The organism is Halorarum sp. SLYT50 (assembly GCF_059821265.1).
In genome coordinates this window covers 1,029,734-1,055,731 of the sequence record NZ_CM187555.1, presented here as the reverse complement: position 1 = coordinate 1,055,731, position 25,998 = coordinate 1,029,734, and the positions used below count along the sequence as shown (strand labels likewise).

29 protein-coding genes and 3 pseudogenes are annotated in these 25,998 nt (G+C 70.5%); 16 read left to right on the top strand and 16 right to left on the bottom strand.

Annotated features, from left to right (window positions below):
• Window positions 1–48 precede the first annotated feature (48 nt).
• Window positions 49–291: a hypothetical protein gene (locus AC6RUA_RS05565; RefSeq protein ID WP_499814943.1), complete on the bottom strand. Its 243-nt coding sequence runs from the start codon at window positions 289–291 to the stop codon at window positions 49–51.
• 145 nt (window positions 292–436) lie between these two features.
• Between AC6RUA_RS05565 and AC6RUA_RS05560 the strand changes: the two genes are divergently transcribed.
• Complete coding sequence (locus AC6RUA_RS05560) at window positions 437–1,399, top strand: NADPH:quinone reductase (protein ID WP_499814942.1); 963 nt, start codon at window positions 437–439, stop codon at window positions 1,397–1,399.
• A gap of 115 nt (window positions 1,400–1,514) precedes the next feature.
• Window positions 1,515–2,225, top strand: a complete 711-nt coding sequence (locus tag AC6RUA_RS05555) for an SDR family NAD(P)-dependent oxidoreductase (protein WP_499814941.1) — start codon at window positions 1,515–1,517, stop codon at window positions 2,223–2,225.
• A 106-nt stretch (window positions 2,226–2,331) separates the two neighbouring features.
• Here AC6RUA_RS05555 and AC6RUA_RS05550 read toward each other — a convergent pair whose 3' ends face one another.
• From AC6RUA_RS05550 to AC6RUA_RS05535, 4 genes are all read right to left on the bottom strand, one after another.
• Window positions 2,332–2,478, bottom strand: a complete 147-nt coding sequence (locus tag AC6RUA_RS05550) for a DUF7563 family protein (protein WP_499814940.1) — start codon at window positions 2,476–2,478, stop codon at window positions 2,332–2,334.
• A 121-nt stretch (window positions 2,479–2,599) separates the two neighbouring features.
• Window positions 2,600–2,962, bottom strand: coding sequence for a DUF7344 domain-containing protein (locus tag AC6RUA_RS05545; protein WP_499814939.1), 363 nt, complete (start codon window positions 2,960–2,962; stop codon window positions 2,600–2,602).
• 156 nt (window positions 2,963–3,118) lie between these two features.
• Window positions 3,119–3,631: an Lrp/AsnC family transcriptional regulator gene (locus tag AC6RUA_RS05540; RefSeq protein ID WP_499814938.1), complete on the bottom strand. Its 513-nt coding sequence runs from the start codon at window positions 3,629–3,631 to the stop codon at window positions 3,119–3,121.
• A gap of 65 nt (window positions 3,632–3,696) precedes the next feature.
• A complete protein-coding gene (locus tag AC6RUA_RS05535; protein WP_499814937.1) occupies window positions 3,697–4,611 on the bottom strand; it encodes an HhH-GPD family protein in 915 nt (304 codons plus the stop codon).
• A gap of 96 nt (window positions 4,612–4,707) precedes the next feature.
• Here AC6RUA_RS05535 and AC6RUA_RS05530 point away from each other — a divergent pair, with 96 nt between their 5' ends.
• Both AC6RUA_RS05530 and AC6RUA_RS05525 read left to right on the top strand, forming a co-directional pair.
• On the top strand, window positions 4,708–4,857 hold the full coding sequence (locus AC6RUA_RS05530; protein WP_499814936.1) for a hypothetical protein: 150 nt from the start codon (window positions 4,708–4,710) through the stop codon (window positions 4,855–4,857).
• A gap of 52 nt (window positions 4,858–4,909) precedes the next feature.
• Window positions 4,910–5,230 carry a ribbon-helix-helix protein gene (locus tag AC6RUA_RS05525; RefSeq protein WP_499814935.1) on the top strand — a complete coding sequence of 107 codons (321 nt, stop codon included), beginning with the start codon at window positions 4,910–4,912 and terminating at the stop codon, window positions 5,228–5,230.
• A gap of 188 nt (window positions 5,231–5,418) precedes the next feature.
• On the opposite strand, the gene AC6RUA_RS05520 is transcribed toward AC6RUA_RS05525, so the two are convergent.
• Window positions 5,419–6,768 carry a class-III pyridoxal-phosphate-dependent aminotransferase gene (locus tag AC6RUA_RS05520; protein ID WP_499814934.1) on the bottom strand — a complete coding sequence of 450 codons (1,350 nt, stop codon included), beginning with the start codon at window positions 6,766–6,768 and terminating at the stop codon, window positions 5,419–5,421.
• A 69-nt stretch (window positions 6,769–6,837) separates the two neighbouring features.
• Window positions 6,838–8,124, bottom strand: coding sequence for an MgtC/SapB family protein (locus AC6RUA_RS05515; protein WP_499814933.1), 1,287 nt, complete (start codon window positions 8,122–8,124; stop codon window positions 6,838–6,840).
• A gap of 124 nt (window positions 8,125–8,248) precedes the next feature.
• Between AC6RUA_RS05515 and AC6RUA_RS05510 the strand changes: the two genes are divergently transcribed.
• Window positions 8,249–9,406, top strand: a complete 1,158-nt coding sequence (locus tag AC6RUA_RS05510; protein WP_499814932.1) for an AI-2E family transporter — start codon at window positions 8,249–8,251, stop codon at window positions 9,404–9,406.
• Window positions 9,407–9,433: 27 nt separating this feature from the next.
• On the opposite strand, the gene AC6RUA_RS05505 is transcribed toward AC6RUA_RS05510, so the two are convergent.
• Complete coding sequence (locus AC6RUA_RS05505) at window positions 9,434–9,712, bottom strand: helix-turn-helix transcriptional regulator (RefSeq protein ID WP_499814931.1); 279 nt, start codon at window positions 9,710–9,712, stop codon at window positions 9,434–9,436.
• A 206-nt stretch (window positions 9,713–9,918) separates the two neighbouring features.
• Here AC6RUA_RS05505 and AC6RUA_RS05500 point away from each other — a divergent pair, with 206 nt between their 5' ends.
• A complete protein-coding gene (locus tag AC6RUA_RS05500; protein ID WP_499814930.1) occupies window positions 9,919–10,203 on the top strand; it encodes an amphi-Trp domain-containing protein in 285 nt (94 codons plus the stop codon).
• Window positions 10,204–10,370: 167 nt separating this feature from the next.
• Here the strand turns inward: AC6RUA_RS05500 and AC6RUA_RS05495 are convergent, their stop codons facing one another.
• Entirely contained in the window at window positions 10,371–10,517 is a 147-nt protein-coding gene (locus AC6RUA_RS05495) for a DUF8555 family protein (RefSeq protein ID WP_499814929.1), read from the bottom strand.
• Window positions 10,518–10,577: 60 nt separating this feature from the next.
• Complete coding sequence (gene coxB / locus AC6RUA_RS05490; RefSeq protein WP_499814928.1) at window positions 10,578–11,444, bottom strand: cytochrome c oxidase subunit II; 867 nt, start codon at window positions 11,442–11,444, stop codon at window positions 10,578–10,580.
• Between the two features lie 165 nt (window positions 11,445–11,609).
• Here coxB and AC6RUA_RS05485 point away from each other — a divergent pair.
• The 3 genes and pseudogenes from AC6RUA_RS05485 (at window position 11,610) to AC6RUA_RS05475 (ending at window position 14,066) form a co-directional block, all read left to right on the top strand.
• A pseudogene (locus AC6RUA_RS05485) lies at window positions 11,610–12,994 on the top strand (heme o synthase).
• Between the two features lie 6 nt (window positions 12,995–13,000).
• The gene (locus AC6RUA_RS05480; RefSeq protein ID WP_499814927.1) at window positions 13,001–13,696 is read left to right on the top strand and encodes a DUF7546 family protein; all 696 of its coding nucleotides are present in this window, start codon (window positions 13,001–13,003) and stop codon (window positions 13,694–13,696) included.
• Between the two features lie 127 nt (window positions 13,697–13,823).
• On the top strand, window positions 13,824–14,066 hold the full coding sequence (locus AC6RUA_RS05475) for a SelT/SelW/SelH family protein (protein WP_499814926.1): 243 nt from the start codon (window positions 13,824–13,826) through the stop codon (window positions 14,064–14,066).
• 76 nt (window positions 14,067–14,142) lie between these two features.
• On the opposite strand, the gene AC6RUA_RS05470 is transcribed toward AC6RUA_RS05475, so the two are convergent.
• From AC6RUA_RS05470 to dps, 5 genes are all read right to left on the bottom strand, one after another.
• Window positions 14,143–14,784, bottom strand: coding sequence for a class I SAM-dependent methyltransferase (locus AC6RUA_RS05470; RefSeq protein ID WP_499814925.1), 642 nt, complete (start codon window positions 14,782–14,784; stop codon window positions 14,143–14,145).
• 165 nt (window positions 14,785–14,949) lie between these two features.
• Entirely contained in the window at window positions 14,950–15,942 is a 993-nt protein-coding gene (locus AC6RUA_RS05465; protein ID WP_499815406.1) for an aldo/keto reductase, read from the bottom strand.
• 205 nt (window positions 15,943–16,147) lie between these two features.
• On the bottom strand, window positions 16,148–16,555 hold the full coding sequence (locus AC6RUA_RS05460) for a DCC1-like thiol-disulfide oxidoreductase family protein (protein ID WP_499814924.1): 408 nt from the start codon (window positions 16,553–16,555) through the stop codon (window positions 16,148–16,150).
• Between the two features lie 7 nt (window positions 16,556–16,562).
• Entirely contained in the window at window positions 16,563–16,931 is a 369-nt protein-coding gene (locus AC6RUA_RS05455; RefSeq protein WP_499814923.1) for a 2Fe-2S iron-sulfur cluster-binding protein, read from the bottom strand.
• A 25-nt stretch (window positions 16,932–16,956) separates the two neighbouring features.
• A complete protein-coding gene (dps, locus tag AC6RUA_RS05450; protein ID WP_499814922.1) occupies window positions 16,957–17,580 on the bottom strand; it encodes a DNA protection during starvation protein in 624 nt (207 codons plus the stop codon).
• A 186-nt stretch (window positions 17,581–17,766) separates the two neighbouring features.
• Here dps and AC6RUA_RS05445 point away from each other — a divergent pair, with 186 nt between their 5' ends.
• From AC6RUA_RS05445 to AC6RUA_RS05425, 5 genes and pseudogenes are all read left to right on the top strand, one after another.
• Window positions 17,767–18,486: a helix-turn-helix domain-containing protein gene (locus tag AC6RUA_RS05445; protein ID WP_499814921.1), complete on the top strand. Its 720-nt coding sequence runs from the start codon at window positions 17,767–17,769 to the stop codon at window positions 18,484–18,486.
• A 106-nt stretch (window positions 18,487–18,592) separates the two neighbouring features.
• The gene (locus tag AC6RUA_RS05440; RefSeq protein ID WP_499814920.1) at window positions 18,593–19,555 is read left to right on the top strand and encodes an ABC transporter ATP-binding protein; all 963 of its coding nucleotides are present in this window, start codon (window positions 18,593–18,595) and stop codon (window positions 19,553–19,555) included.
• A pseudogene (locus AC6RUA_RS05435) lies at window positions 19,552–20,330 on the top strand (ABC transporter permease). Before AC6RUA_RS05440 ends, AC6RUA_RS05435 begins: the two are co-directional and overlap by 4 nt.
• Window positions 20,331–20,773: 443 nt before the next feature.
• Window positions 20,774–22,312: a hypothetical protein gene (locus tag AC6RUA_RS05430; protein WP_499814919.1), complete on the top strand. Its 1,539-nt coding sequence runs from the start codon at window positions 20,774–20,776 to the stop codon at window positions 22,310–22,312.
• Between the two features lie 120 nt (window positions 22,313–22,432).
• Window positions 22,433–23,359, top strand: a pseudogene (locus AC6RUA_RS05425) (FAD-dependent monooxygenase); the annotation flags it as partial.
• Window positions 23,360–23,782: 423 nt separating this feature from the next.
• Here AC6RUA_RS05425 and AC6RUA_RS05420 read toward each other — a convergent pair.
• Window positions 23,783–24,790 carry a S1C family serine protease gene (locus AC6RUA_RS05420; RefSeq protein ID WP_499815405.1) on the bottom strand — a complete coding sequence of 336 codons (1,008 nt, stop codon included), beginning with the start codon at window positions 24,788–24,790 and terminating at the stop codon, window positions 23,783–23,785.
• Between the two features lie 133 nt (window positions 24,791–24,923).
• Between AC6RUA_RS05420 and AC6RUA_RS05415 the strand changes: the two genes are divergently transcribed.
• Window positions 24,924–25,568: a bifunctional 4-hydroxy-2-oxoglutarate aldolase/2-dehydro-3-deoxy-phosphogluconate aldolase gene (locus tag AC6RUA_RS05415; RefSeq protein WP_499814918.1), complete on the top strand. Its 645-nt coding sequence runs from the start codon at window positions 24,924–24,926 to the stop codon at window positions 25,566–25,568.
• Window positions 25,569–25,636: 68 nt separating this feature from the next.
• Entirely contained in the window at window positions 25,637–25,996 is a 360-nt protein-coding gene (locus AC6RUA_RS05410; protein WP_499814917.1) for a VOC family protein, read from the top strand.
• The last annotated feature ends 2 nt before the right edge of the window (window positions 25,997–25,998 follow it).

Here is a 25,998-nt window from a genome sequence, read left to right as displayed (position 1 = left end):
CCGTCGAACGCCCGCGGCGGGTGCGTCTCCCCATCCCGTATCTCGACTCTACTGCCGGTCGCGACGCCGGTTCGCCTCTGCCTCGGCCTCGTACTTCTCCGCGACCCGCTGGTCTTGGAGTTTGCGCCGGTACTCCCAGACGCCGGCGACGACGATGATGGCGCCGAGTATCGCCCCGTTCACGGGGGCACCGGCGAGCGCGAAGTAGCCGAACGCGCCGACTGCGAACAGGAGCGAGACGCCGAGCGTCACTTTCGCCCAGCCGCGAGTCGGAGTGCGAGGCGTCCGCATGCGGGTCAGTTACCCGAGCGCCCGTATCAACCTTCGGTCCCGTCCGTCCGACCCGTCTCCCGGCCGACCGACTCGCCGGCGCGGCTTACGTTCTCGATACCGCCCTCTGCGGGATTTATACCACGGCCCCACGACGGTCCGGCGGATGAGAGCGGTACGCTTCAGCGAGCACGGCGGTCCCGAGGTGTTACAGGTCGAGGAGGTCGGGCGGCCCAAGGCCGACCCGGACGAGGTTGTGGTCGAGGTCGCCGCCGCCGGGGTCAACCCCGTCGACACCTACTTCCGAGAGGGGTCGTACGAGCCGTACGACCTGCCGATGGTTCCGGGCGTGGACGCGGCCGGTGAAGTCGTCGGCACCGGGAGCGACGTCGAGGGGGTCGCCGAGGGGGACCGCGTGTACGCGACCGGGCTGAGCCGCGACGGGCCCGGCGGCTACGCCGAGTACGTCGTCGTCCCGGCCGACCGAATCGCCGTGCTTCCGGACGGCGTCGACCCGGTCGAGGCGGGCGCGGCGGGCGTCGCGGCGGTGACGGCGTGGCGCGCGCTCGTGGACCACGCCGACCTCCGCCCGGCGGAGACGGCTCTGATACACGGTGGCTCCGGCGGCGTCGGCCACGCCGCGGTCCAGATCGCCGCCGCGGCCGGCGCGCGGGTGGTGACGACCGCCGCGCCCGAGTACCACGACCGGGTCCGCGGACTCGGCGCGGACGCGGTGCTCGACTACGACGAGGCCGACCTCGCGGGAGCCGTCCGCGAGGCGACCGACGGGGGCGTCGACGTCGTGCTCGACCACCGCCTCGACGACTACCTCGGTCTCGACGCCGAGGTGGCCGCCACCGGCGCACGCGTGGTGGGTATCGGCGAGCAGGACCCGAACATCGGGATTCCGAACTCGCCGCGCGCGCGCGCGAACGACCTGCAGGTCACGCTGATGTCGATGTTCAACACGCCGCGGCTGGCGGACCCGCTCGAAGCCGTCGCGCGGTTGTGGGCCGACGGCGAGTTCGGCATCGAGGTGGCGCGCAGCTACGACCTCTCGCACGCCTCGGCCGCCCAGCACGACGTGCTCGCGGAGAGCTTCTTCGGGAAACTCGTCATCGAACCGTAGCCGGTCTTCGCGTGCTTCTGCGGGTTCGGACGGGCCGGACGGGCCGGGCGGTTCGAACGGTTCGACTGGTTCCGGGCGGCGGTAGTTTTGTGCGGTCGGACGCCGACGGTCGGGCATGAACGCTCAGTTCGACTTCACGGACCGGGTCGTGCTCGTGACCGGCGCGTGCGGGGCGCTCGGGAGCGCGGCCGTCGAGACGTTCGTCGACGCGGGCGCGACCGTCGCGGCCTGCGACGTGGTGGCGGCCGACAGCGAGGACTCGCTGCTCGACCCCGACGGGATGGAGCGCGTCTCGTTCCACCGGGCGGACTTCACCGACGAGCGCGAGGTGCGCGACGCCGTAGAGGCGGTCGTCGAGGAACACGACCGACTCGACTTCCTCCTCAACATCGCGGGCACGTGGCGGGGCGGCGACCCGGTCGACGAGACCGACGTCGACCAGTTCGACCTCCTGTTCGGGGTGAACCTCAAGACGGCGTTCCTCGCGACGAAACACGCGCTCCCGCACCTCCGGGAGACCGAGGGAGCCGTCGTCTCCGTGTCGGCCCGCTCGGGGCTGGAGGGCGGCGAGGGGGACGCCGTCTACCGCGCGACGAAGGCGGGCGTGCGCATCCTCACCGAGTCGGTGGCGGCGGAGAACCGCGGGACGGTCCGCGCGAACTGCGTCATGCCGTCCGTGCTGGACACCCCGACGAACCGGGAGATGATGGAGCCGAGCGACGACTGGGTCCTGCCCGCCGAGGTGGCGCGCGTGATGCAGTTCCTCTGTTCGGACGCCGCCGCGCCGACGAGCGGGGCGGCCGTCCCCGTCTACGGCGAGGCCTGACCCCCTCCGTCGACACGCCGGCGCTTCGGCTCTCCCGCTCGGGTTCGCACCACCGTTCAACGCTCGCAGTGTCGAGAGAGGGGAGGGAGAAGAGTCCGGGGAGAAGTCAGTTCTTCTTCGCGCGCACGGTCTTCCCCCGCCGAACCATGTCCTCACAGTGGGGGCACGCCCGCGGTTGAGTGATTCCCTCCGGTTCGAACACTTTCACGTAACGCTCCGTCACGAACGACTGGCAGTTCTGACAGGTGGGCATACAGCGGGAGAGGACGACCGACGTAAACAGCTTCCGGTCCGCGGAGAGAGTATCGGAGAGATTTCACGTCACCGGTGGTCCCCGTTCGGACGCGCCTGACGCGGCGAGCGGTCGGTTCGACTCAGTTCAGGCCGTCGGCGGCGAGGTCGGCGTCCGGTACGTCGACGCGCATCGCCGCGTCGAGGAACCGGTCGAACCCCTCCACGTCGGCGAGGGTGACCTGCTCCGACCCCGGGACGAACGTGACGACGCCCGCGTCCACGAGCGCCGGCAGGTGAGCGTGATAGAGGCTGGTGTCGACGCGTCGGACGAACTCCTCGTCGACCTCGGCGCCGCCCGCCTCCCACTCGGCGACGCGCCGTGCGAGCGTCTCCCGGTCGACGATGGCGGACTCGCTCGTCAGGTAGTACAACACGTACCGCCGCCGCGGACTCCGCAGCAGTCCGAACAGGTCACTCAGCCGCGCGGTGTCGGGGGACCCCATTGGTTCACACGACGATACCTGCCGGTATAGTAGTTTCTTGTCTTACACGTTATGCATCTCAACAACGCAAGGAGAAGTTAAACGGACATTTTATTTCCCAACTTAAAAAGATAACTTAGTCATGTATAGGGATGCTAACTGTGGATCTTCGGGTCGTCACTCATCTTCGGCGTCCTCGCTCGCCTCGCGCGCGCCGTCTGGTTCGAGTTCGAGGTGGAAGTGGTTCCAGGGTCGTCTGGTCTCCTGCGAGAGGATGTCGTTTCGGTGAATGGTGAGGCCGAGGTCGTCGAGCGTCTCGGTGACCTGCCTGACGCGGTCGGTCGATTCCGCGACGGCCTGCACGTGGAGGTTCTCCTCGCCGGCCAGCAGTTCTCTGACGTTGACTACGCCCCGCACGTCGAGTGCTCGCTCGGCGATGGCCGCCTGCTGGTCGACGGGAACCGTGCCGACGAACACCACCACCAGTGGGTACCCCGCCACCTCGTAGTCGATGTCCGGGTAGTACCCGCGGATGATTCCGCGCTCTTCGAGGCGTTCGATGCGGTTCGCGACGGTGGTGCCGGTCACGTCCGTCTCGGTGGCGATGTCCGTGTTCCGGTTCCCTCGTGCGTCGACCTGCAGCAGGTGGAGGATTCTCCGGTCGAGGTTGTTGAGGCTGTGCTCCTCCATACGTCCTCTACGTTCTCCAGGATAGTGAACATTTCACACTGTCGACTCCTCGCCGGAGCGGCCGGTCACCGGCTGAGTCGTGCCACGGTGCGGCCGTCGGTCTCCGTGACGTCCACCAGGCCATCGTCCTCGAGGTCCGAGAGCAGTCTGCGGAGCCACGCCCGGCCGTACTCCCCGTCCGGCGAGTAGTCGACGCGAATCCGCGGACCCAACTCGTCGAGCGTCAGTTGCTCGTACTCGCCGAGCGTCCGGACGACCCGGCCGCGGAACTGGCGGCGACTCCCCTCGAACGCGGGCTGTTCGGGCACGTCCGGCGCGGTGAAGTCGCCCGTCTCGTACGCGTGACACCACCGCCGCCAGGGGCACCCCGCCTCGTCGCACCGCGGCGTCTTCCCGCACGCGACGCCGCCGAGTTCCATCACCGCGTTGTTCCAGACGCGCGACTCGCCGGCGGGCATGAGTTCGGCCGCGCTCGTCTCGAACGCGGCGTCGTCGTCGGGGACGTCGAACGCGCGGTGGAGCACGCGCTTGACGTTCGTGTCCACGACGGCGTTCCCGTTGTCGAACGCGAACGAGGCGACGGCGTTCGCGGTGTACGGGCCGACGCCCATCAGGTCCTGGAGGTCCGCCGGCGACTCGGGGAACGCTCCGCCGTACTCGTCGACGACCTGTCCGGCCGCCTCGTGGAGGTACGTCGCGCGGTTGTTGTACCCCAGCGAGTGGTCCGACCAGAACGAGACGACCGCGCTCCGCTCGGCGGCCGCCAGGTCGCTCACGGTCGGCCAGCGGTCGAGGAACGCCGCGTACGCCTCCTCGACGCGCGAGAGCTGGGTCTGCTGGCTCATCACCTCCGAAACGAGAATCGCGTACGCGTCGTCCGTCCGCCGCCACGGGAACGCGCGGTGGTCCCGCTCGTACCACTCCACGAGCGCCGTGCGGACCCGCTCCAGTTCCTCGCCCTCGGGGAGGTGGTCGGGCATCGTCACCCGCTTGGCCCACGGCCGAAAAAGCGCTGACGCTTCGCGGTGGGGTCGCGGCAGACAGTTTTACCCGACTGGCTCGTGTCCGACTCGAACGTGGCTTCACCCGTCCTCCGCGGCGTCGGCGCGGGCGTGTTCACCGTGCCGATGACCGCCGCAGCGACCGTCAAGCTCGGCTCGCCCGGTCTCGCCGCCGCGCTCCTCGCGGTCGGCGCCCTCGCCGCGGTCGGGTGGCTCCTCGACTGAGCGGCGCGCGTCGGAGCGTAACCGGTATCACTCGTCCGGCGCTCCTCCCGCCATGGGACTCAACGACCTCGACGAGGCGATGACCGGAGCGTACGCCGGGATGGACGAGACGGTCACGGTCGAACTGGACCGCGAGACGCGCAACGAACTCGCGCTGTTGCTCGCGGCGTTCGACGGCGACCGGGACGAACTGTTCCGGCGCGGTGTCCACGCGCTGTTCCGCCGGACGGTCGACACCGGCGACCTGGACTTCCACCTCCGGGAGGCGTTCGACGTGACGTACGACGAGTACCTCGCCGGGATGACGTACGACGAGATGACCGGGCAGGACCAGTACCCCCAGCGCGACGACGAGCGGCGCTACCAGATGTAGAACCACTTCTCACGGGGCCTCCTCGCTCGCGCGCCGTCGGCGCGCCCGTTCGTCGACCCCCGTTCATGAGAGAGCCGCTCGCTCGGGCTTCCAGCCCTCGCTCGCGGTAGAGTAACACGGTGTCTCCGTCGCGGGCGTAGGCGCGTCGAGGAGTCCCCTGACAGTCGTTCGGCCGGGAGTTCCTGCGTTCAGGCCGCGTCCTCGATGGCGTCGAGCAGCATCGTCGCGCCGACGTCTATCTCCCGTTCGGTCACGTCCAGCGGGGGGAGGATGCGGAGCACCTTGTACCCGCACGCCAGCGTCAGCAGACCCGACGTGAGCGCCTCGTGCTGGACGTCGTCGCGCCGCTCCTTCGAGTCGAACTCGACGGCGAGCATCAGCCCCTTCCCGCGGACGTCCGCGACGCCCGGCGCGTCGGCGTCCCGGAGCGTCTCCTGGAACTGCCGGCCGCGCGACACCGCGTTCGCCATGAGGTCGTACTCCTCGATGGCGTCGAGGGTGAAGACGCCGAGCATCGAGGAGACGATGTCGCCGGCTCCCCACGTCGAGGAGAGGCGCGCCTTCTCGTCCGGGAAGGTGTCCTCTGCGGCGATGGTCGCGCCGACCCGCGCGCCCTTCGCGGCCGCGATGACGTCCGGTTCGATGCTGTAGTGGTCGGACCCCCACATCTCGCCCGTCCGCCCGAGGCCGGCCTGTATCTCGTCGGCGACGAGCGGGATGTCGTGGTCCGCGCAGACCGCGGCCACCTCGTCGGTGAACGCGTCGGAGGGGAACCGGTAGCCGCCCTCGCCCTGAATCGGCTCCATGATGACGTACGACACCTCGTCGGGGTCGATGTGCCCGCGGACGGAGTCGAGCTTCTCCCGGAGGATGGACGTCTCGCCGTCGTCGACGAAGAAGCCGCACGAACACGACGAGGGGTCACAGCCGGCGTCGTCGCAGAACGGCACGTCGTGTATCCCGGAGAGTTCGGGGTAGCGCTTGCGGTACACCGACTTCGAGCGGTTGAGCGAGAGCGCGCCGAGCGTCCGCCCGTGGAACGCGCCGTCGAACGTGATACCGTACTTCCCGCCGCCGGAGTCGTCGTAACAGATCTTGATGGCGTTCTCGACGGCCTCCGCACCCGAGTTCGAGAGGAAGACGGTGTCGAGCCCGTAGTGGTCGGTGAGGTCCGTCAGTCTGTGCATCAGCTCCGTCGGACCGGGGAGCGTCGACTCGCCGGGGTCCGAGCCGTCCGAGACGTAGAAGTCCTGTCCGGCGATCTTCGTCGGGTCGACCAGGTCGAACTCGGCCATCCGGTCCATCACCTTCGGGTTGTTGTACCCCAGCGGCGCGGCGGCGACGTGTGAGGTGAAATCCAGCAGGACGTTCCCGTCGACGTCGGTCACGAACGGTCCCTCGGCGTCCTCGGTGATGTCCCAGACGAAGTCGTAGACGTACGTGGTCCGCGCGGCGACGTCGCGGTGGTGTTTCGCCCACCTGCGGGCCCGTTCGCCCGGCATGAGACTCACCTCCGGTTCGGCGGTGTCCCGGTTCACATCCCCCGGTAGGAACCCCCCCGGATAAACTCAGTGGTACCGATTTGCGTGGGTCGATAATCGGTCCGCTCACAGCACCGTGGCGAGCGCAGTGAACGCCCCGGAGACGACGAGCAGCACGGCGCTCCACCCGGCGACGCGGCGGGCGAACGGCCGCGGGCCGGCCGCCGCGAGGGCGGCTTTCACCACGACACTCGCCGCGGTGGCGAGCAGGACGACCACCACCGCGGTCCCCTGGTCGATGGTCCCGCCACGGTACAGGAGTACCGCCGACGTGGTCGCGCCCGCCGAGGAGACCAGCCCCGAGAGGACCGCCGAGACGTACAGCCCGGCCGTCCCGAACGTCGTCTGCGCGAGCGTGCTCCCGGTGAGGATGAGCAGGAACACGGACCCGAACGCGAGCGCGTTCCGGAGCGAGAACGGCGACTCCAGGTCCACGTCGACCTGTTCCCTCCAGTCGGCGGTCACGCCCGCGACGGCGAACCCGCAGAGGACGATGGCGCCCAGCGGGACGACGACGCCCACCAGCGCGGGCACGCCCGAGGCGACGGTGAACGCGAGCGCGATGGCGAGGTTGCGGACGGCCATCGCCGCGTCGGCGAGGAGAATGGCCGCCACCGCGTAGGAGACGGCGTCCTCCCGCCGCGAGACGTGGTCGAGCATCGTCCCGACGACGGCCGTCGAGGACGCCAGCCCGCCGAAGAACCCGGTCACCGCGATGCCGCGGCCGCCGTACGTTCGGACGAGCGCGTAGTTCGCGATGCCGATGCCCGCGACGGTGACGACCATCAGCCACGCGACGCGGGGCTCGAAGGGGACCCCGTAGACGACCCGCTCGCCGGCCGGCAGGACGGGGTAGACGACGAACGCGAGGATGGCGAACTCCGTCATCGAGCGGAGTTCGGCCCGCGAGAGGTCGCCCGCGAACGTGTGGAGTTCCCGCTTCAACACGAGCAGCGCCGCGGAGACGAACGCGACGGTCACCCCCTCGAGGACGAACCCCGCGGCGACGAGCGCGCCGACGCCGTACGCGGCGAGCAGCGAGACGGACGTCGTGAGCGAGAGCGACGGGTCGTCGGCCTCCTGACGGAGACCCCGGATTGCGAGCAGCGCCCCCTGCACGATGACGAGCGCACCCCCGACGGCTAGGAGCGCCTCGCCGACGAACTCCCGCTCCGCGAGGTGGGTAAACACCGCGCCGACGAGGCTGGTCAGCGAGAACGTCCGGATGCCGGCGGACTTCTGCGACCACTCGCGCTCGAGCCCCATGAACAGGCCGAGCAGGGCCGCTAGGACGAGACGCACCACCGGCTCGGAGAGGGGGGCGTCGACGATGGTGGTCTGGAGGAGCGGCACGACTGAACTATTGCGTACTACATAGACCTATTTAACGGTGTGGGCTGCGAGCCCCGGGCGGTCGACCGTCCGCGGGGTCGACTGCCGCGGTAGGCTTTTATCGGTACCGCGACCGATGAACGGCATGGCCCTCCTCGACGTGAATCGCTGGCGCACGACGTGGTGGGCGGTCGGGTTCGCGCTCGCGGCCGCCGTCGTCTACGTGGTCTACTCGTTCGTGGGCACGTTCGTCTTCGGCTTCTTCATCTACTACGCGACCAGACCGGTGTACCAGCGCATCCGTCGCCGGGTTCCGCAGTCCAGCGTCGCCGCCGCGGTGGCGATCTTCGCGCTCGCGCTCCCCGGTCTGGTGCTCGTCGGGTACGCCCTCCTCATCGTCGCCGCCCAGGTGACTGCGCTGACGGACAGGGGGGTGCTCGACCCGTCGCGCATCCCCGGCCTGACCCCCGAACTGGTCGCCACCCTCTCGAACCCGCAGGCGCTGCTCGAACTCGACTGGGGGCGATACCTCACCGCCGACGTCATCGGTCGCATCTCGGAGTCGCTCTCGGGCGCGCTCGACGCCGCGGCGTTCTTCGGGACCGCGCTGCTCCACCTGTTCATCATGCTCGCGCTGGCGTTCTACCTCCTGCGCGACGGCGGCCGACTCAGTCGGTACGTCCTCGCTCGATTCGCGGACGACAGCGGCGTGCTGGAGGCGTACGCCGGCGCCGTGGACCGCGACTACCGGAACATCTTCTTCGGCAACATCCTCAACGCCATCGTCACGGGGACCATCGGCGTCATCAGTTACTCGCTCCTCAACGTCGTCGCCCCACCCGGCGGGACCATCCCCGCGGCGGCGCTCGTGGGTCTGCTCGCGGGGGCGGCGAGCCTCGTCCCCATCGTCGGGATGAAACTGGTCTACGTCCCCGTCGCGGCGTTCATGGCCGTCAGGGGAATCGCGACGGGCACGAGCGGGGCGCTCTGGTTCGTGCTGCTGTTCGTCGTCGTCTCGTTCCTCGTCGTCGACACCATCCCCGACCTCGTGCTCCGCCCGTACGTCTCCGGACGGTCGCTCCACGTCGGCGCGGTGATGCTCGCGTACACGCTCGGCCCGTTGCTGTTCGGGTGGTACGGCATCTTCCTGATGCCGATGCTGCTCGTACTCGTCGTCCACTTCGTGCGGATCGTCCTCCCCGAACTCGTCGAGGGGACCCCGATACAGCCGTACGCCGTCGACCCGTCCTACTTCACCGACTGGAACCCGTTCGAGGCCGACGCCGAGATACAAGAGGAGTGAGCGTCCGGCGGCGACCCGCCCCGGTCGTCACTCGACGTCGACGTACTGGTCTTCCCACTCGCGGCGGGCGTCGATCTCGCGGCGCCCGCGGCGCGTCAGCGTGTAGTAGTTCGTCCGCCGGTCGCGCTGGCCCTTCTCGACGAGCCCCTTGTCGACGAGCGTGTCGAGGTTGGGGTAGAGCCGACCGTGGTGGATCTCCTTCTCGTAGTACTCTTCTAGCTCCTCCTTGATGGCGAGGCCGTGCGGCTCCTCCTGCCCGCCGATGACGTAGAGGAGGTCCCGTTGGAACCCGGTCAGGTCGTACATCGGTAATGTCCGAGTTATAGTTACTGTCGGTTCGAAATAAACATGTCGACTACCTCCTTGCCAGCCCGAACGTAGCGGTGAAAATCGCCCGCTCCTCGTCTGACGGACGTATAAGTATCGTGAACAGTACCGGGAAACGCGTAGTGTTTCGATGACGACATTGGGGGTCGGGGTGGGCTTATACCGCGCCGGTACGTAGTCGACGTATGCCCGAGGAAGTGCTGTTCGCGACGGAGAACGACCGGCCGCGCGGCGACGTCGCCGCGCTGCTGCGCGACGTGGCCGACCGGCTCGACGCCGACGGCGACCTCACCCTCGCCACGGGCGAGGAGTCACTGACGCTCTCGGTCCCGGAGACGGTGGCGTTCGAGGTCAAGGCCGAACGCGAGACGGGCGACGGTCCGGCCGAACTGAGTGTGGAGTTCGAACTGGAGTGGGTCGAGGGCGCCGAGAGCGAGAGCGACCGCTCGGGGGAGTTACGAATCGAGTAGAACGGCGCCACCACTGGGGGTGTAGCAGTCGGACAAAGGGGCACGCCGCGAAAACCGCGGTGCGTGCCGCCCTTGAATTGGTCCCCGCTGACGCTTCGGCCCTCCAGACGAAGCGTCACCCGTATCTATCGAGGATAACCCCATAAAGCTACCGGGCACTTCTGTCGTCAGATGTACTCCTCTTCGAGCACCCACCCGAGCGCCCGCTTGTAGTAGGTGAACATCTGCCTGACACGCTCGTGGCGCATCTCCTCGGAGTCGAGTTGCTCGGCCAGAAACTCGTACTGCTCGCGCACTTCGTCCTCGTCACGCATGGACCCCGCTACGGTCGTGACGCACTTGAATTGAAAGACCGGCGCGCGGAGGGAGTTCCGTTACGCGGCGAGGGGGACGGACAGGTCGCCCGACGTCGACGTGCCGGTCGGGGTGCCGGCCGGCGTCGCCGTCCCGTTGGTGGCGTTGCCGCTCGCCGACGCGTTGCCGGACCCGCCGCCCGTGCCCGCGTTCGCCTCGACGAACTGGTCGTACGTCGACTGCTCGACCACGACGACGTTGAAGTACATCTGGGAGTGTCCGCTCCCGCAGTACTCCGCGCAGTAGCCCTGGTAGACGCCCGTCTCCAGCGGCCGCGTCTTGATGGTGTTCTCCTGTCCGGGGATGGAGTCCTGCTTCAGGCCGAGTTCGGGCACGTGGAACGCGTGGATGACGTCTTCGGACGTGGTGGTGATGTACACGTCCTGCCCCGCGGGTAACACGAGCGTCGGCCCTTCCAGCCCCTCCGCGGCCGACGCGTTGACCTGACCGGCGGTCACCTCCGAGATGTTGTGCTCCGGGTAGTTCATCCGCCAGTTCCACTGGTACGCGACGGCCTCGACGTGTACGTCGCCCTCGTCGGGGGCGAGTTCCATGTTGTCGGTGTACGTCACGTCCGGGTTCGCGAGGACGCCGTAGGAGGCGACCCCGACGAACACGAGGATTATCGCCGTCGCGACGGTCCACGTGATTTCGAGCCGCCGGTTCTCCCGGGTCGGTTTCGCCTCGTCGGCGTCCTTGAACTTCAGGACGGTGTAGATGAGGATGACCTCGACGAGGAGCGTGATGGGAATCCCGATGTAGAGGAGTTTTCCGTTCAGCTCGTTGATGAGCTCCGCGGTGGTGGATGGCTGTGCGGCGGCCGTACCGACGAACGCCGTCAGCCCGACCAGCGCCGCAGAGAGGGCCCCGAGACGCGTACCCTTCATTGTGAGCGTGGTTCGAACAGCCCACGTAAATACCTGCTGTTGTCCCTCGAATCGGTCGCCCTGCGTGCGGTTTCGGCTCGGGAAGCGCCGGGTTGATATGCACCCAGTCGGTAGGTCACCACCGTGTATCCGAAGCGGCTCCCCGCCCTGCTCGCCGCGACGGCGATGGGCGTGTACCTCCTGCTCGTGGTCGGCGCGACGACGGCCGTCACGGAGGCGGCGACGGCGTGCGCCGCGTGGCCCGCGTGCGGGGACGGTCTGGCGCGCCCGACGACGCTCGCGGGGTGGGTCGCGCTCGGCCACCGCGCGGCCGCGTTCCTCGTCGGCCTGCTGGCCCTCGCGACGCTCGTCGCGGCGGTCCGCGAGCGGCCGTCGGCCCGGGTCGGCGTCCCGCTCGTCCTCGCCGCGCGCTCTACCCCGTCCAGTCGGTCGTGGGCGCGTACGCGGCCGTCGCGGGCGGCGACGCGCTGGTGACGGCGGGCGGCGTGAGCGTCACCGTCTCCACGCTCCACCTGGTCGGCGGACTCTGCATCTTCGCCGGTCTGCTCGCGGCGCTCGCGTGGGAACTGGAGGCCGAGACGGGCGATCCGACGGAGTCGAGGATCCCGACGCCCCCACCGGCGACCGACCCGCTCGACGCCGGCGACCGGCCGTCGGTTCCGTCGTGGGACGACGCGCCGCTCGCCCGCGCACGGATGACGGCGACGGCGTACTTCCGCCTGACGAAGCCCCGGCTGATGTGGCTCCTGTGTCTCGTCGCCAGCGCGGCGATGGCGCTCGCGGGCGGAGCGGGACTCTCCCCCCGCGTCGTCGCCGCCACGCTCGCCGGCGGCGCGCTCTCCATCGGCGCGTCGGGGACGTTCAACCACGTCCTCGAGCGCGACGTCGACCGGCGGATGCAGCGGACGAGCGACCGCCCGCTCGCGGTCGACCTGGTGTCGGTCCGCAACGCCGTCGCGTTCGGCCTGCTGCTCACCGTCGTCTCGCTCGCGCTGTTCGCGTGGGTGAACCTGCTCGCGGCCGTCCTCGGTCTCGTCGCCATCCTGTTCTACTCGGTGGTCTACACGCTCGTCCTCAAGCCCAACACCGTCCAGAACACCGTCGTGGGCGGGGCGGCCGGCGCGCTCCCGGCGCTCATCGGCTGGGCCGCCGTGACCGGAACCGTCGGCCTCGGCGGCGTCGCGCTCGCGGCGTTCATCTTCCTGTGGACGCCGGCGCACTTCTACAACCTCGCGCTCGCGTACAGGGACGACTACGAACGCGGCGGCTTCCCGATGATGCCCGTCGTGCGCGGGGAGACGGCGACCCGCCGGCACATCGTGTGGTACTTCGGCGCGACGCTCGGCGTCGCCGCGGCGATGACGGGGCTGGGTGCGCTCGACTGGCTGTACGCGCTCACCGCTGCCGGCCTCGGCGCGGTGTTCCTCTGGGCCGTCGTCCGCCTCCACTACGAGCGGACGCAGGGGGCCGCCTTCCGCGCGTTCCACGCCTCGAACGCCTACCTCGGCGCGGTGCTGCTCGCCGTCGTCGTGGACGCGCTCGCGGTCTGATGCACCATGAACATGCACGCCACCATCGCCGGCCACGACGTTCGACTCTCGCGGCGCGCCCTGCTCGCCGCGACCACCGTCTGTAACGTCGAACTCGCGCTCGTCCTGCTGTACTTCGGGCTCGCCGACGCCACGCTCACCTCGCCGCTGTTCACGCTGTACGGACTCGTCTGGGTGAACGCGGCGCTCCTGGTGTTCGCGCGGTACGAGCCGCCGCCGGTCGACGGCGCGACGCGCCGACGGGCGGCCGGTGTGGCGGCCGGCTACGCCGCGTTGCTCGCCGTGTTCGGCGGCGTCGTCGGGACGGCACCGCCCGCCGCGCCCGTCGGGTTCGACGTCGCGCTCCTCCCCCCGGGGTGGGGACCGGCGCTGACGTACGTCGGGAGCACCGTCGCGGCGGTGTTGATGCCCGCGAAAGTGCTCGGCTACGCGGCGCTCGCGTACCTCCTCTACGGCGCCGTCGCGGAGGCGTCGAGCGCGGGGGTCGCGGGTCTGGTCGGACTGTTCTCGTGCGTCTCCTGTTCGTTCCCCATCGTCGCGGGGGCGGCGGCGTCGCTGTTCGGCGGCGGCGGGGCACTGGCCGCGGCGGCGGCGGGGCTGGGGTACGGTCCCTCGACGGCCGTCTTCCTCCTCACCGTCGCGCTGTTGTGGTGGCGACCCAGGTTCGACGCGTCCGGGTCGGGCGGTCGGTCCGGAGCGTAGTCGGCCGGCGGCGCGCCTCCGGTTCGCTCCACCCGTCACCGAACGCACGGCGGGACTCTCCGATACCGGCGAATCCGTGCTCGACGCGCCGTTTTATGCCCGTCGAGCCACAAGACCCGCCCGTCCCATGACGACCGTCGAAATCGAGTACTGCGTCCCCTGCGGGATGCTGGACCGCGCACAGAACGTTCAGGCGGCGGTGCTGGAGGCGTACGGGCAGGAGGTCGACCGCGTCGCGCTCGTCACCGGCGACGACGGCGTGTTCGAGATTCGAACGGACGGCGACGTGGTCTTCGACAAGGAGTCCGACGAGTTCGACGTCGACACCATCGTCGACTCGGTCGGGTCCTACGTCGGCGCGACGGCGTAACACTCGCCCCGTCCTCCGGCGTCGACCCGACCGCGCATCCGCTTCGCATCCGCTCGCACCCGGCGGTGCGAGCGGCTCAGTTCTCCCGTTTTTCGGCCGTCAGGAACAGCCACTCGCCGTCGTCCTCGCCGAGCGCGCCCGGAACCAGCTCCTCGTCGGTCACGCGGAACCCGGCCTCGCGGAGGAACTCCCGGGTCGTCTCGGCACCGGGGAACGACCACTCCATGCGCGCGCCGCCGTCCAGCCAGTCGTCGTTCGCGCCCGACCACCCGCCCGTCCCGGCGGTGAGGAGCAGGCGCGCGCCGGGACGGGTCACGCGGGCGAACTCCGCGACGACCGCCGGGTGGTCGGACGTCGGGACGTGAATGAGCGAGTGGAGCGCGGTCACCGCGTCGGCGCTCGCGTCCGCGACGGGGAGCGCCGTCATGTCGCCGCGGACGAGGGGAGCGTCGGTCGCTCCGCGGGCGCGCCGGAGTTGCTCGACGGAGAAGTCGAGTCCCACCGCCTCGACGCCGTCCGGCAGGCCGTCGAGCACCGGCGTCCCCTGCCCGCAGCCGACGTCGAGTACCCGGCTCCCGGTCGGGAGCCCGTCGAGGAACCCGGCGACGAGACTCGCCTCGGGCGACCCGCGCGATTCGCCGTACTCGTCGGCCACCGCGTCGTAGCCGTCGCGGACCGCGCGCCGCTGCGCCCGTCGTTCGTCCTCGGGGTCGGTCACTGCCGGCGAGTGGCCCAGCGGAGAAAAATGGCTTCCGGTGGCGTGCGAATCGTCCCCACACCGCGCACCCGTCGAAGGTTCGCGTCGCTCGCACCCCGCACTCGCGCGTTCGCGCGCCCCCGACTCCGCCGTTCTTCCGAGGCCTCGTTCGCTCCCGTTAGTCGTTCACTCGGCCTCGCTGCCCTCTCGCGCCTGCGTTATACGCTCGCGCTGCTCGTCGGAGAGTTCGATACGGACCGCGCCGAGGTTGTCCTCCAGTTGCTCGACGGTCCGCGCGCCCACGATGGGGACGCAGGCGTAGTCGGGGCGCTCGATGAGCCAGCGGAGCGCGACCTGCGCGGGCGTCGCGTCGAGTTCCGCGGCCGTCTCGCGCACCGCGTCAAGGACGCGCCAGCCGCGCTCGTCGACGTAGGCGTCCTGGAAGTACTCGACGAGGTCCGCGCGCGACCCCTCGGGGCCGACCGCACGCCCGTCCTCGTCGCGCTCGTACTTCCCGGTGAGGAAGCCGCCGGCCAGCGGCGAGTAGGGACAGACCGCGAGGTCCTGGTCGGCGCAGACGTCGAGGTACTCCTCCGTCTCGCGGTGGGCGGCGTGGAACATCGGCTGGGTCACCTCGAAGCGTTCGAGGTCGTTCGCGTCGCTCGCCCACAGCATCCTCGTGAGCTGCCACGCCGCCATCGACGACGCTCCGAGGTAGTTCACCCGGCCGTCCTCCACCAACCCGTCGAGCGTCGAGAGCGTCTCCTCGACCGGGGCGTCCTCGTCGAAGCGGTGGATGTAGTACACGTCGAGGTAGTCGGTTCCCAGTCGGTCGAGCGTCCCCTCGATCTGTCGCCGGATGTGCGTGCGCGAGAGCCCCGAGCCGTTGGGGTTGTCCGGGTCGAACCCGAAGTACACCTTCGAGGCGAGCACGTACTCCTCCCGGTCGCGCCCGGCCAGCCAGTCGCCGATGTACTCCTCGGAGGTGCCGTTGGGGTCGCCGTACACGTTGGCGGTGTCGATGAAGTTCCCCCCCGCGTCCGCGAACGCGTCGAGCAGGTCGTGCGCCTCGTCCGCGCCCGTCTCGACGACGCCGCCGGACTCCATCCCGAAGCGCCACGTGCCGAAACAGAGGCCCGATACCTTCGTGCCGGTCGACCCGAGTCGGCGGTAGGTCATCTCGTCGGCCATACGCTCTCCTCGGTCGCCCGCACCAAAAAAGCGGGTCAGGCGGCGAATCGAGTCGGTCCCGGCCGCTCGCGTCCCAGCGTCGGGCCCGTGCGACGCCACGGGGGTCAGAACCGGTCGTCGACGTCCGGTCTGGGGCGGTGCGTCTTCCGCGCGCCGGCCGCGAGCGCCCCGAACTCGGCGGCGGCGGCGGCGGTCATCTCGGCGGCCCGTGGTGGTCGTCCGGGTCGCCTTCCGCGCCCGTCGCAGTCCGGACCGCGTCCGCGACCGACTCGTAGTTGTCACGGAGTACGTCCCCGACGAGCGCCGGGACGCCGGCGCGCTCGCAGAGTTCGCGGGCCGCCTCGCGCCCGACCCACACCGTTCCGGCGTCGACGTCCGCCAGGACGAGCGCGAACGGCACATCCTCGAACTGCGCGTCGAGGAACGCCTGCGCGCGCTCGTCGTCCCACGGGACGACCGCAGTGTCCTCGAGTCGGCGGAGCGCGCTCGCGGCCGCCGAACAGAACGGGCAGTCCCCGTCGAACACGAGGACGCTCCCGTAGGCGGGTTCATCGGTCCGGTGGCCGCTCTCACCGTTCGTCTCTGAGGAGTCGCGGGGCATCGTGGCGTCAGGTGTCGACCTTCGAGGTTCCGGGCGGCTGGCCGTGTTCCGCCCGGTGTTCGAGCAGTTCCTCGTACGCCTCCGCCTCGATGGTCACGTCCGACTTCGGCCTCGCCGTACACGGGAGGACGAACCCCGCCTCGCGGTCGGTGTCGTAGTACCGGCGCGCGTCCGACTGGTCGACGTCCCCCTCCACGAGTTTCGCGGCGCAGGTGCAACACCAGCCCTGCTGGCAGTCGGCGGGGAGCCACACCCCCGCTTCGCGGGCGGCCCACAGCAGGTACTCGTCCTCCTCCACCTCGACGTCGACCGTCTCGCCGGCTCGGTCTGTCTCGCTGTCGTCGGGCAGTTCGATGGTCAGTGTGTACGTCGTCACGTGAGGACCGAGAGGCCCTGCGGGCTCAAGCCGAGTCGTTGAAGCGGTTGTTCGTCGAGTAGGGTGCCTCGCCCGGTTCGCCCCGGACGAAGTGGCCGGCGGGATTGACCTCGCCATCGCGTTCCTTCGAGAGCAGTTCGATGAACCACGCCTCGTGGTCCATCTCCTCGTTGAGGATGCGCGCCGCCATGTCGTACGTGCGCGGGTCCGCGTCGCGGGTCATGTCACACACCTCGCTCCACGTCCGGATGGCGCACCGCTCGGCCTCCAGGAGAACCTCGAGGATGTTCTCCGCGCTGGGGTCGTCCGGGAGCTCGGCGTCCGGGCACGACGCGCGGTCCGCGAAGTCGCGGATGTCGTTCGGGAGCGACCCACCGAGTTCGAAGACGCGCGGCATGACGAGTTCGAAGTGCGCGCGGTCCTCGAGGCGCGCGTCCTCGGTTATCTCCTTGTAGTCCTCCTCGCCGGCGAGATAACAGCGGAGGTTGGTGTAGTAGTAGTAGGTCGTGAACTCCGCGCCGATGGCGTCGATGAGTTTCTCGCGGAGTTCCTCGGGGTCGACGCCCCGTTCGCGGACGACTTCCGCGCCGACGCGCTTGCTCGTGTCGCCGGGTTCGACCGACCCGGACGCGTGGGGTTTCTCGCTCATGGGTCCGGTCGTCGCTACCGGCCGCACGGGCCAGAACGTTTCCTTGGCTATGTCCAACTCCGCTTGTGGCAGATTCGGGAGTCTCTCTGTGCCGGCTTATTACCCGATGTTGACGTTCCTTCGTCGATTAGCACGTGCCAACTCCTCTCCCAACAGTGATATCGATGTGGAGCGTCCGCCCGACCGATGCGGGAGTTCGAGTTCGTGGTCCGGTTCGAGGCGGGTGCCGACGACCTCATGGACGTGTTCCGGGCGTACCCGTCGCTCACCGCGCGCACCTCCGTCTGCGTCTGTACCGAGGACGCGATGTGGCGCGTCGACCACCTCAAGGGGCCGGCGGAGGCGCTCGAAGCGGTCGAGCCGGTGTTCCTCGACGAGTCGCACTGCAACGAGTGTCTCGACGCGCCCGGGTGCGAGACGACCCGCTGGTACCAGGTGCTCGACCGGCAGTCCGACTCGCGGACCGTCTACAGCCGTCGTCACGAGGTGTCCGACTGTCGGTCCGTGCCGTACATCGTCGTCGACTACCTCGGCGACGGCGTCCTCTTCGAGGCGCGCCGGACCGGCAGCGAGTACCGGTGGAAGGTACTCTACCCGCAGGACCGGTCCATCGGACCGCTGTACGACGGCATCGAGCGGGAACTCCGTTCCGGACTCGAACTGGAGGTGTCTCATCTCCGGACGGCGGGCAACTGGGACGCCGAGTCGCGGGCGGCGGCGCACCTCTCGCACGACCACTGGGAGGTGCTGGAGGCGGCGTTCGACGCGGGGTACTACGAGCGGCCGCGGGGGGTGACCGTCGCCGAGTTGAGCGAGCGACTCGGCGTGCCCCGCTCGACGGTCCAGTACCGCCTCCGGACCGCCGAGGACACCATCGTCAGTCAGTTCGTCCGACAGTCGTTGTGACCCCGTCCGTCGGTCCCCGGCGGTCGTTCGCCGGGACACCCGGGGCGACGGTCCGGCGGCGCCCCGGTTCGGTACGCTTACCCGGCGCAGGGGCGGAGCCGTTCGCATGAGCGAGGAACCCGTCGTCCGCGCGACGGACGTGCGGAAGGCGTACGGCGAGACGGTCGCGCTCGACGGCGTCTCGCTCGCCGTCGACGCCGGCGAGGTGTTCGGCCTCATCGGGCCGAACGGCGCGGGCAAGACGACCCTCGTACGCGCGCTCACCGGGACGACCGACGCGGACGGCGAGGTGACGACGTTCGGCGTTCCACCCGCGGAGGCCGACGAGGCGGCGCTGGGACTGCTCCCGCAGGAGTTCTCGCCGCACGCCCGACTGACCGCGCGCGAACTCGTCGACTACTACGCCGGTCTGTACGACGAGGCGCGACCGACCGACGACGTGCTCGCGGACGTAGGCATGAGCCACGACGCCGACACCTGGTACGAGGAACTCTCGGGCGGGCAGAAGCGCCGGACCTGCGTCGGACTCACGCTCGTCAACGACCCGGACGTCCTCTTCCTCGACGAGCCGACGACCGGCATCGACCCGGCCGGTCGGCGCGCGCTGTGGGGCCTGCTGGAGGACCTCGCCGCCGGCGGTACCACCGTCTTCCTGACGAGCCACTCGATGGACGAGGTCCAGCGGCTCTCCGACCGGGTGGGGCTGCTGCGGGACGGCGAACTCGTCGCGGTCGGGACGCCGTCGGCGCTCGTCGCCGAGTACGGCGGGACCGCCCGCCTCGTCTTCGGCTTCGGCGGCGAGCGCGCGGCCGAGTCGACGCGGACCGCCGCCGCGGCGCTTCGAGACGCCGGGTTCGACGTCGACGTCGGCGCCGACGAGGCGGTCGTCGAGGGCGTCTCGCCGGAGCGAATCGGGCCGGCGGTCGCCGCGCTCGACGGCGCGGGGGTCGCCTACGAGTCGCTGACGTGGACGGAGCCGACGCTCGAGGACGTCTACCTCCGACTCACCGGCGAGACGTTCGAGGGGGCCACCACTCCCGGCGCGAGCGCCGTGGAGGCGGAGCAGTGAGTCGGACGCGGCGCGTCCGGAGCGAGGCCGTCGCCGCCGCGCGGTCGTTCCTCCGGCGGCGGACGGCGGTGTTCTTCACGTTCTTCTTCCCCGTCATCCTGGTCGTCATCTTCGGGGTGCTCGTCCGGACGCAGCCGGGCGGCGGCGGGCTGTTCGCCCGGTCGGACGCCTACTACGTGCCGGGCTACCTCGCCACCGTCGTGCTGTTCACGCCGCTCTCGCGCGTCGGGAGCGAGATCGCGCGCCACCGCGACGGCCACCGGTTCGAGAAGCTGGCGACGACGCCGCTCACCCGCGCGGAGTGGCTGCTGGCGCACACGCTCGTCAACGTCGGCGTCATCGGCGCGGCGTCGCTGCTCATCCTCGCGCTGGTGGTGGCGCTGACCGGCGCGAGCGTCCCGGTGACGCCCACGCTCCTCCTGCTCGTTCCGTTCGTCGTCCTCGCGGTGGCGCTGTTCTGCGGCTTCGGCGCGGTGCTCGGGAGCGTCGCGGACTCGCAGGACGGCGTCATCGCCGCCTCGAACACCATCGCGCTCCCCCTGCTGTTCCTCTCGGACACGTTCGTCTCGGGCGACCTGCTGCCCGACTGGTTCGGCCTCGTCGAGTCGCTCTCGCCGCTCACCTACTTCGCGCGCGGCGTCCGGACGCTGGTGTACGTCCCCCCGAGGGAGTCTACGCGCCGCCGCTCGGTACGTACGGGAACCTCGCGGTGCTCGCGGCGCTCGCGGCGGGGTTCTTCCTCGTCGGCGCGTACGCGGTGCCGCGGACCGCGTAGCGCGCTCGGCGACCACGGACTCGCCTCGGGTGAGCGCCGACGGCGTGGTCGACAACCGAAGCGACACCTCCGTCTACGGAGAACCTCGACTCCTACCGACGGAGAAGCGTGGGCGGGGGGACCGACGGCTCCTGACGACTCGCTCCGGCGGTCCCGGTCGGGTGTCTCGAACCCCAACCTCGGTCTCCGAACCGACTACCCGTTCGACGCTATGGAGGAGGCTCCTCGGTGTACCCGAGAACTCCGAAGTCGGCGCGCCAGCGACGCAACCGGCCGGCGTTCGACGCACGACCGTCCGCCGGCCACCGAGCGTCGGCCGTAGCGATGGGTAGCACATGGGGGTGGAGAGGCAGTGATTGACCGGTGGTAACCCCGCGCTTATTGAGTACATGGGGCCGAACGGTCGTTCATGTTTATCAACCATTCCCGCACACATAGCTTCCATGACAAGAAATCGAGGTGCGCGGCTGACGAGACGAACCGCGCTGCGGACCGGCGCGGCCGCGGCGGGGTTGCTCGGCGTCGGTACGGGACTCGGGAGCGCCCAGTCGGACGGTTCGTGTCCGTACCAGGTGGACTTCGTGGCCGGGGAACCGAACGAGGTACTGGGCGAGAGCGAGGACGACTACTACGGCCGACAGAACCGCCTCATCCAGTACGCCCACGGGGACGAAGACGGGGTCACGCGGCGCGACACGTGGCTCAACTCGCTCGCCCCGGACGTCCGCGAGTGCGTCACCGCCGACCCCATCCGAGTGAGCGGCGGGACCGCCTCCGTGGCGTTCCGGGTCGCAGAGGGATGTGAACGCACGCTCTCGCTCGTCGTCTACACGCTCCCCGGCGGCGCGTTCTCGTTTGGAGCGGCGGACGAACAGGAACTCGTCGACGCGGCGACCGAGACGTTCGGACCGGGTTCGCACCGGCTGGAAGCGGACCTCCCGTGTGGAGCGCCCGAGGACGAGGAGACCAGACTGACCGCGGACGACGCCGCGGAGGGCGACCTGTTCGGGAGTTCGGTCGCGCTCGACGGGTCGACGCTGCTCGCCGGAGCACCGAGGGCGGACGACGCCCTCGGGGCGGCCTACGCGTTCACCGAGACGGACGACGGCTGGGCACAGTCGGACCGACTCGCCGGCGAGCCGCTGCCCCCGGAGTTCCGCGAGGACCTCTCGGCTCCCCGGTTCGGCTCCGGCGTCGCCGTCGACGGCGACACGGCGTTGGTCTCCGAGCCGGGGTACCCGACGGCCGAGGTTTCGGGGTACGGTGTGGTCTTCGTCTACGAGCGCGAACCGGCGACGGGCGAGTGGGTCCGACGACAGCGGCTCGACCCGGGTCCGGCCAACACGAGCGCGGGGTCGGTGGACCTCGACGGAACGGTCGGGATCACGACCGGCGACGGCGGTGCCGTCTACATCTTCGAGCGGCACGCCGGCACGTGGGAGGAGGTGGAGTCGTTCTTCATCGGGTCGGAGGAGTACGCTCCCGCCGCCGCGGCCCTCTCGGGAGAGACGATCGTTCTGGGGTCGTACACGGACTACGAGGCGTACGTCTTCGAGCGGTCGGACGCGGGGAAGTGGGAGACGGCCGCGCGGTTCACGCCGGACGAGGGACTCGGCTTCCGGTCCCTGTTCGGCATCGGGGTCGCCGCTGCCGCCGACCGGGTCGCAGTCGCCGAACCGACGAAGACCGACGCGCCGGGAGCGGTGTACGTCTACGAGCGATCGGAGTCCGGATGGGACCGGGAGGCGAAGCTATCGATCAACGACACCTCGACCGGGTGGCCCCTCGCGCTCGGGGACGACAGGCTCCTCGTCAGCCTGGGGAGCGACCGGACGGACCTGTTCGAACCGAGCGACGGAACGTGGACGCGAGCGCGCACGCTCGACTATGGCGGGGGACTCGCCCTCGACGGGAACCGCGTCGCGGTCGGCAAACCCGACGAGAACGACGAGACGGGCGCCGTCTACGTGGTCGACCTCTGAGACGACGGGGGCGGCGCTCCGAGCGCACTCGCTCCCGGGCGGACGCCGGGGTGGTCTCTCGCGGGCAATCACCCCGACATCTCGGCATAGCTTCTTGTCGCCGCCGCGTCCAGTTCACCCATGGCGTCCGGAGACGAAGCGGACATCGTGGACGTGGCGGTGGTGGGGTGCGGCCCGGGCGGCGCGGTCCTGAGTTACCTGCTCGCGCGCAGCGGGGTCGACGTGGCGCTCGTCGAGCGGGCGGGGACGTTCGAGCGGGAGTTCCGCGGGTTCGGCTGGACGCCCGGCGTCGTCGACCTGTTCGACCGGATGGACCTGCTGGCGGACGTGCTCGCGCTCGACCACGAGACGGCCCGCGTCGGCGAGGTCGTCCTCTACGGGGAGCGCGTGCAGGTGTTCGACTTCGACGTGCTCGACACCCCCCACCCGTACACGCTGCTCATGGAACAGCCCGCGCTGCTCGAACTGCTCGTCGAGCGCGCCGGCGCGTACGAGAACTTCTCGTTTCACCCGGCGACGACGGCCGAGACGCTCCGGACGGAGGACGGCGCCGTCGTCGGCGTCGAGGCGCACGACCGGCGGGCCGACGCGGACGTGACGTTCCGCGCGCGCGCCGTCGTCGGCGCGGACGGCCGTTACTCGACCGTCCGCTCGGCGGCGGGCATCGACGCCGGCCTGTTCGACTCGCCGCTCGAACTGGTGTGGTTCAAGCTCCCGACCGACGCGGTGGAGTCGCGCGCCCAGGGACACCTGAGCGACGAGGGCGTCATGCTGTTCTTCGGGTTGGGTGGCGGGGAGCTACAGGTCGGCTGGCTCGTCGAGGAGGGGACGTACCCGGCGCTGCGCGAGGCGGGCATCGGAGCCTTCCGGGACCGACTCGCGCGCGCCGACCCGCGACTCAGCCCCGCGCTCGACGCTCACCTCGACGGGTTCGAGGACTGCTCCCTGCTCGACATCGCCCCCGGACTCGCCCCCCAGTGGGTCCGGCCGGGGCTCCTCTTGCTCGGGGACGCGGCGCACGTCGCCTCGCCCGTCGGCGCGCAGGGGAACGCACTCGCGATTCGCGACGCCGTCGTCGCACACGACGTGCTGTGCGACGCGCTCGCACGCCGGGGCGACGCGGACGCGAGCGGTCGGGGGTTCGCGCTCCCGGCGGCGGCGCTCGCCCCGTTCGAGGCGCGGCGTCGCCCCGACGTGGAGTCGGTCGTCGCCCTCCAGCGCCGGGCGGAGCGCGGGCTGACCTTCCTCGTCCGGAACGGCGACCGGCTCCCGGGCGGGCGGTCGCCGGCCTCGCGCGCGCCGGCGCGCTCCTCCCGAGGCTCCCGCCGGTCCGTGGGGCGCTCGACCGGTTCGCCCTCGGGTCGTCGCCCCGCGTGGCGACGGAGTGGTTCGTCGACTGACGGCCGACGCCGGTCGGTCGTCCCCTCCCGCGCCCGAGAACCGCCGAACGCGGCCGGGTGCACCGGGCGGCTACCGTACGGGTATCCTGTCTTCGGTCCCCGGCCGCTCGCTCAGACGCACCGGGAGCGTCAGTTCGTCCGCCTCGCCGTCGCGCAGGACCGTCACGTCCACCGTCTCGCCGGGACTGGTGTTGACGATGAGGTACCGCATCAGCTCCTCGTGTGCGCGCACCCGCTCGCCGTCCACGGCGACGATGACGTCGCCCCCGGTCGGGATCCGCCGGCCGCGGACGCGGCGGCGGCCGGTGCAGCCGCGCAGCGCCGTCGCCTCTGTCCCTCGCTCGCCGGCGGCGTCCGTCCGCTCGCCCACGTCGACCACGAGCACGCCCCGCGGGTCGTCGAGTCCGTTCGCGTCGGCGATGGTCGGCGTCACGTCGAGCGTGCGCACCCGGAGGTACGAGTGGCGGTAGATGCCGTCCGCGATGAGCGCGGGCACGACCCGGTCCACGAGGCGGGCCGAGACGGCGAACCCGATGTTGTCGCCCTGCTTCGCGCGGTTGACGCCCACCACTCGGTACTCGCCGTCGTCCGTCTCGGCCACCAGCGGTCCGCCGCTGTTCCCGGGGTTGATGGGCGCGTCCGTCTGGACCACGTCGGGGATGGCGAACCCGCCGCTGGTGCCCATCGACCGGTTGACGCCGGAGACGATGCCCGCGGTGATGGAGCCGTCGAGCCCCATCGGGTTGCCCAGCGCGGCGACCGGCCGGCCGGGGACGGGAACGTCGGTGGCGACGGCCAGCGCCGGCGCGTCGGCCGGCATCTCCCGCACCTCCACGACGGCGAGGTCCGTGTACGCGTCGGTGCCGACGACGGTGCCGCGTCGCCAGCGCCCGTCCGCGAACCGGACCTGCGCGGTCCGCTCGTCGCGCACGACGTGGTGGTTCGTCACGACGTGGTCGGCGTCGTAGACGAAGCCGGACCCCGCGCCCCGCGGGCCGTTCTCGCCGGCGTACACCGACACCACCGACGGGACGACGCGCTCGTAGAGTCGCTCGTAGTCGGGTGTCTGGTCGGTCATTCACCACGGGTAAGCGACGAGTGAACCTACGGCAGTCGGGGTTCGGCGGCGGCGGCGCACGACCGCGCGCGCGGTGCGACAGTCGTGCCGCGCGACCCCCGTGTTTATGCCCCGGCCGTATCTTCACCCGCGTATGAGTACGCAGGAGGCGTTCGAGCGGATTCGCGACTGCGGCGTCGTCGCGGTCATGCGGGGCGCACAGCCCGAGACGGTCGTGCGGACGGCAGAAGCACTGGTGGCAGGCGGCGTGACCGCCGTGGAGGTCACGGCCGACACGGCGGGGTCGACCGAGATGATTCGCACGCTGTCCGAGGAACTGAGCGACGACGTTCTCGTCGGCGCGGGCACCGTCCTCGACGCGGAGACGGCGCAGGCGGCCATCGCCGCCGGCGCGGAGTTCGTCGTCTGTCCGTCGTTCCACCGCGACGTGGTCGAGACGTGCAACCGGTACGGGGTGCTGGTCGCGCCGGGCATCATGACCCCCACGGAGGCCGTCGAGGCGTACGAGGCGGGCGCGGACATGGTGAAACTGTTCCCGGCGGCGACGCTCGGCCCGTCGCACCTCAGTGCGTTGAAGGGGCCGCTGGGGCAGATTCCCATCATGCCCACGGGCGGCGTCTCGGCCGACAACTGCGGCGAGTACATCGAGGCGGGCGCGGAGGCGGTCGGCGCCGGGTCGGCGCTCGTGGACCGTGAGGCGGTGGAGGCGGGCGAGTTCGACGTCATCACGGGGAACGCGGAGGCGTTCCGCGAGGCTATCGAGGCGGCCCGGGAGTAACTCGACGCGCGGCCCGCGCGACCGTGTGAGACTCCACGGTTATGTCCGCGGGCGGTGAATCCCCGTTCGTGTCGGGACTCGTCTTCTTCCGGACCGAACGCCGCGAGCGCGTCGTCGAGTGGTACACCGACGTCGTCGGCGCGGACGTGTGGCTCGAACAGCCCGGGTGCACCGTCCTCTCGTTCGAGGGGTTCCGGTTCGGGTTCTGCGACGGCGACGCCACCGAGGACTGCGGCGTCCTCACGTTCGTCTCGGCGGACCGGGCGGGCGTCGACGCGATGCGCGAGCGGGTGGGCGAGGCGGCGCGCGAGGACCCGCACGTGAACGAGGAGTACGACATCTACCAGTTCTTCGCGGACGACCCGGACGGCCGGACGGCGGAGTTCCAGACGTTCCTCGGCGAGACGCCCGACCGGGTGAGCGAGTAGGA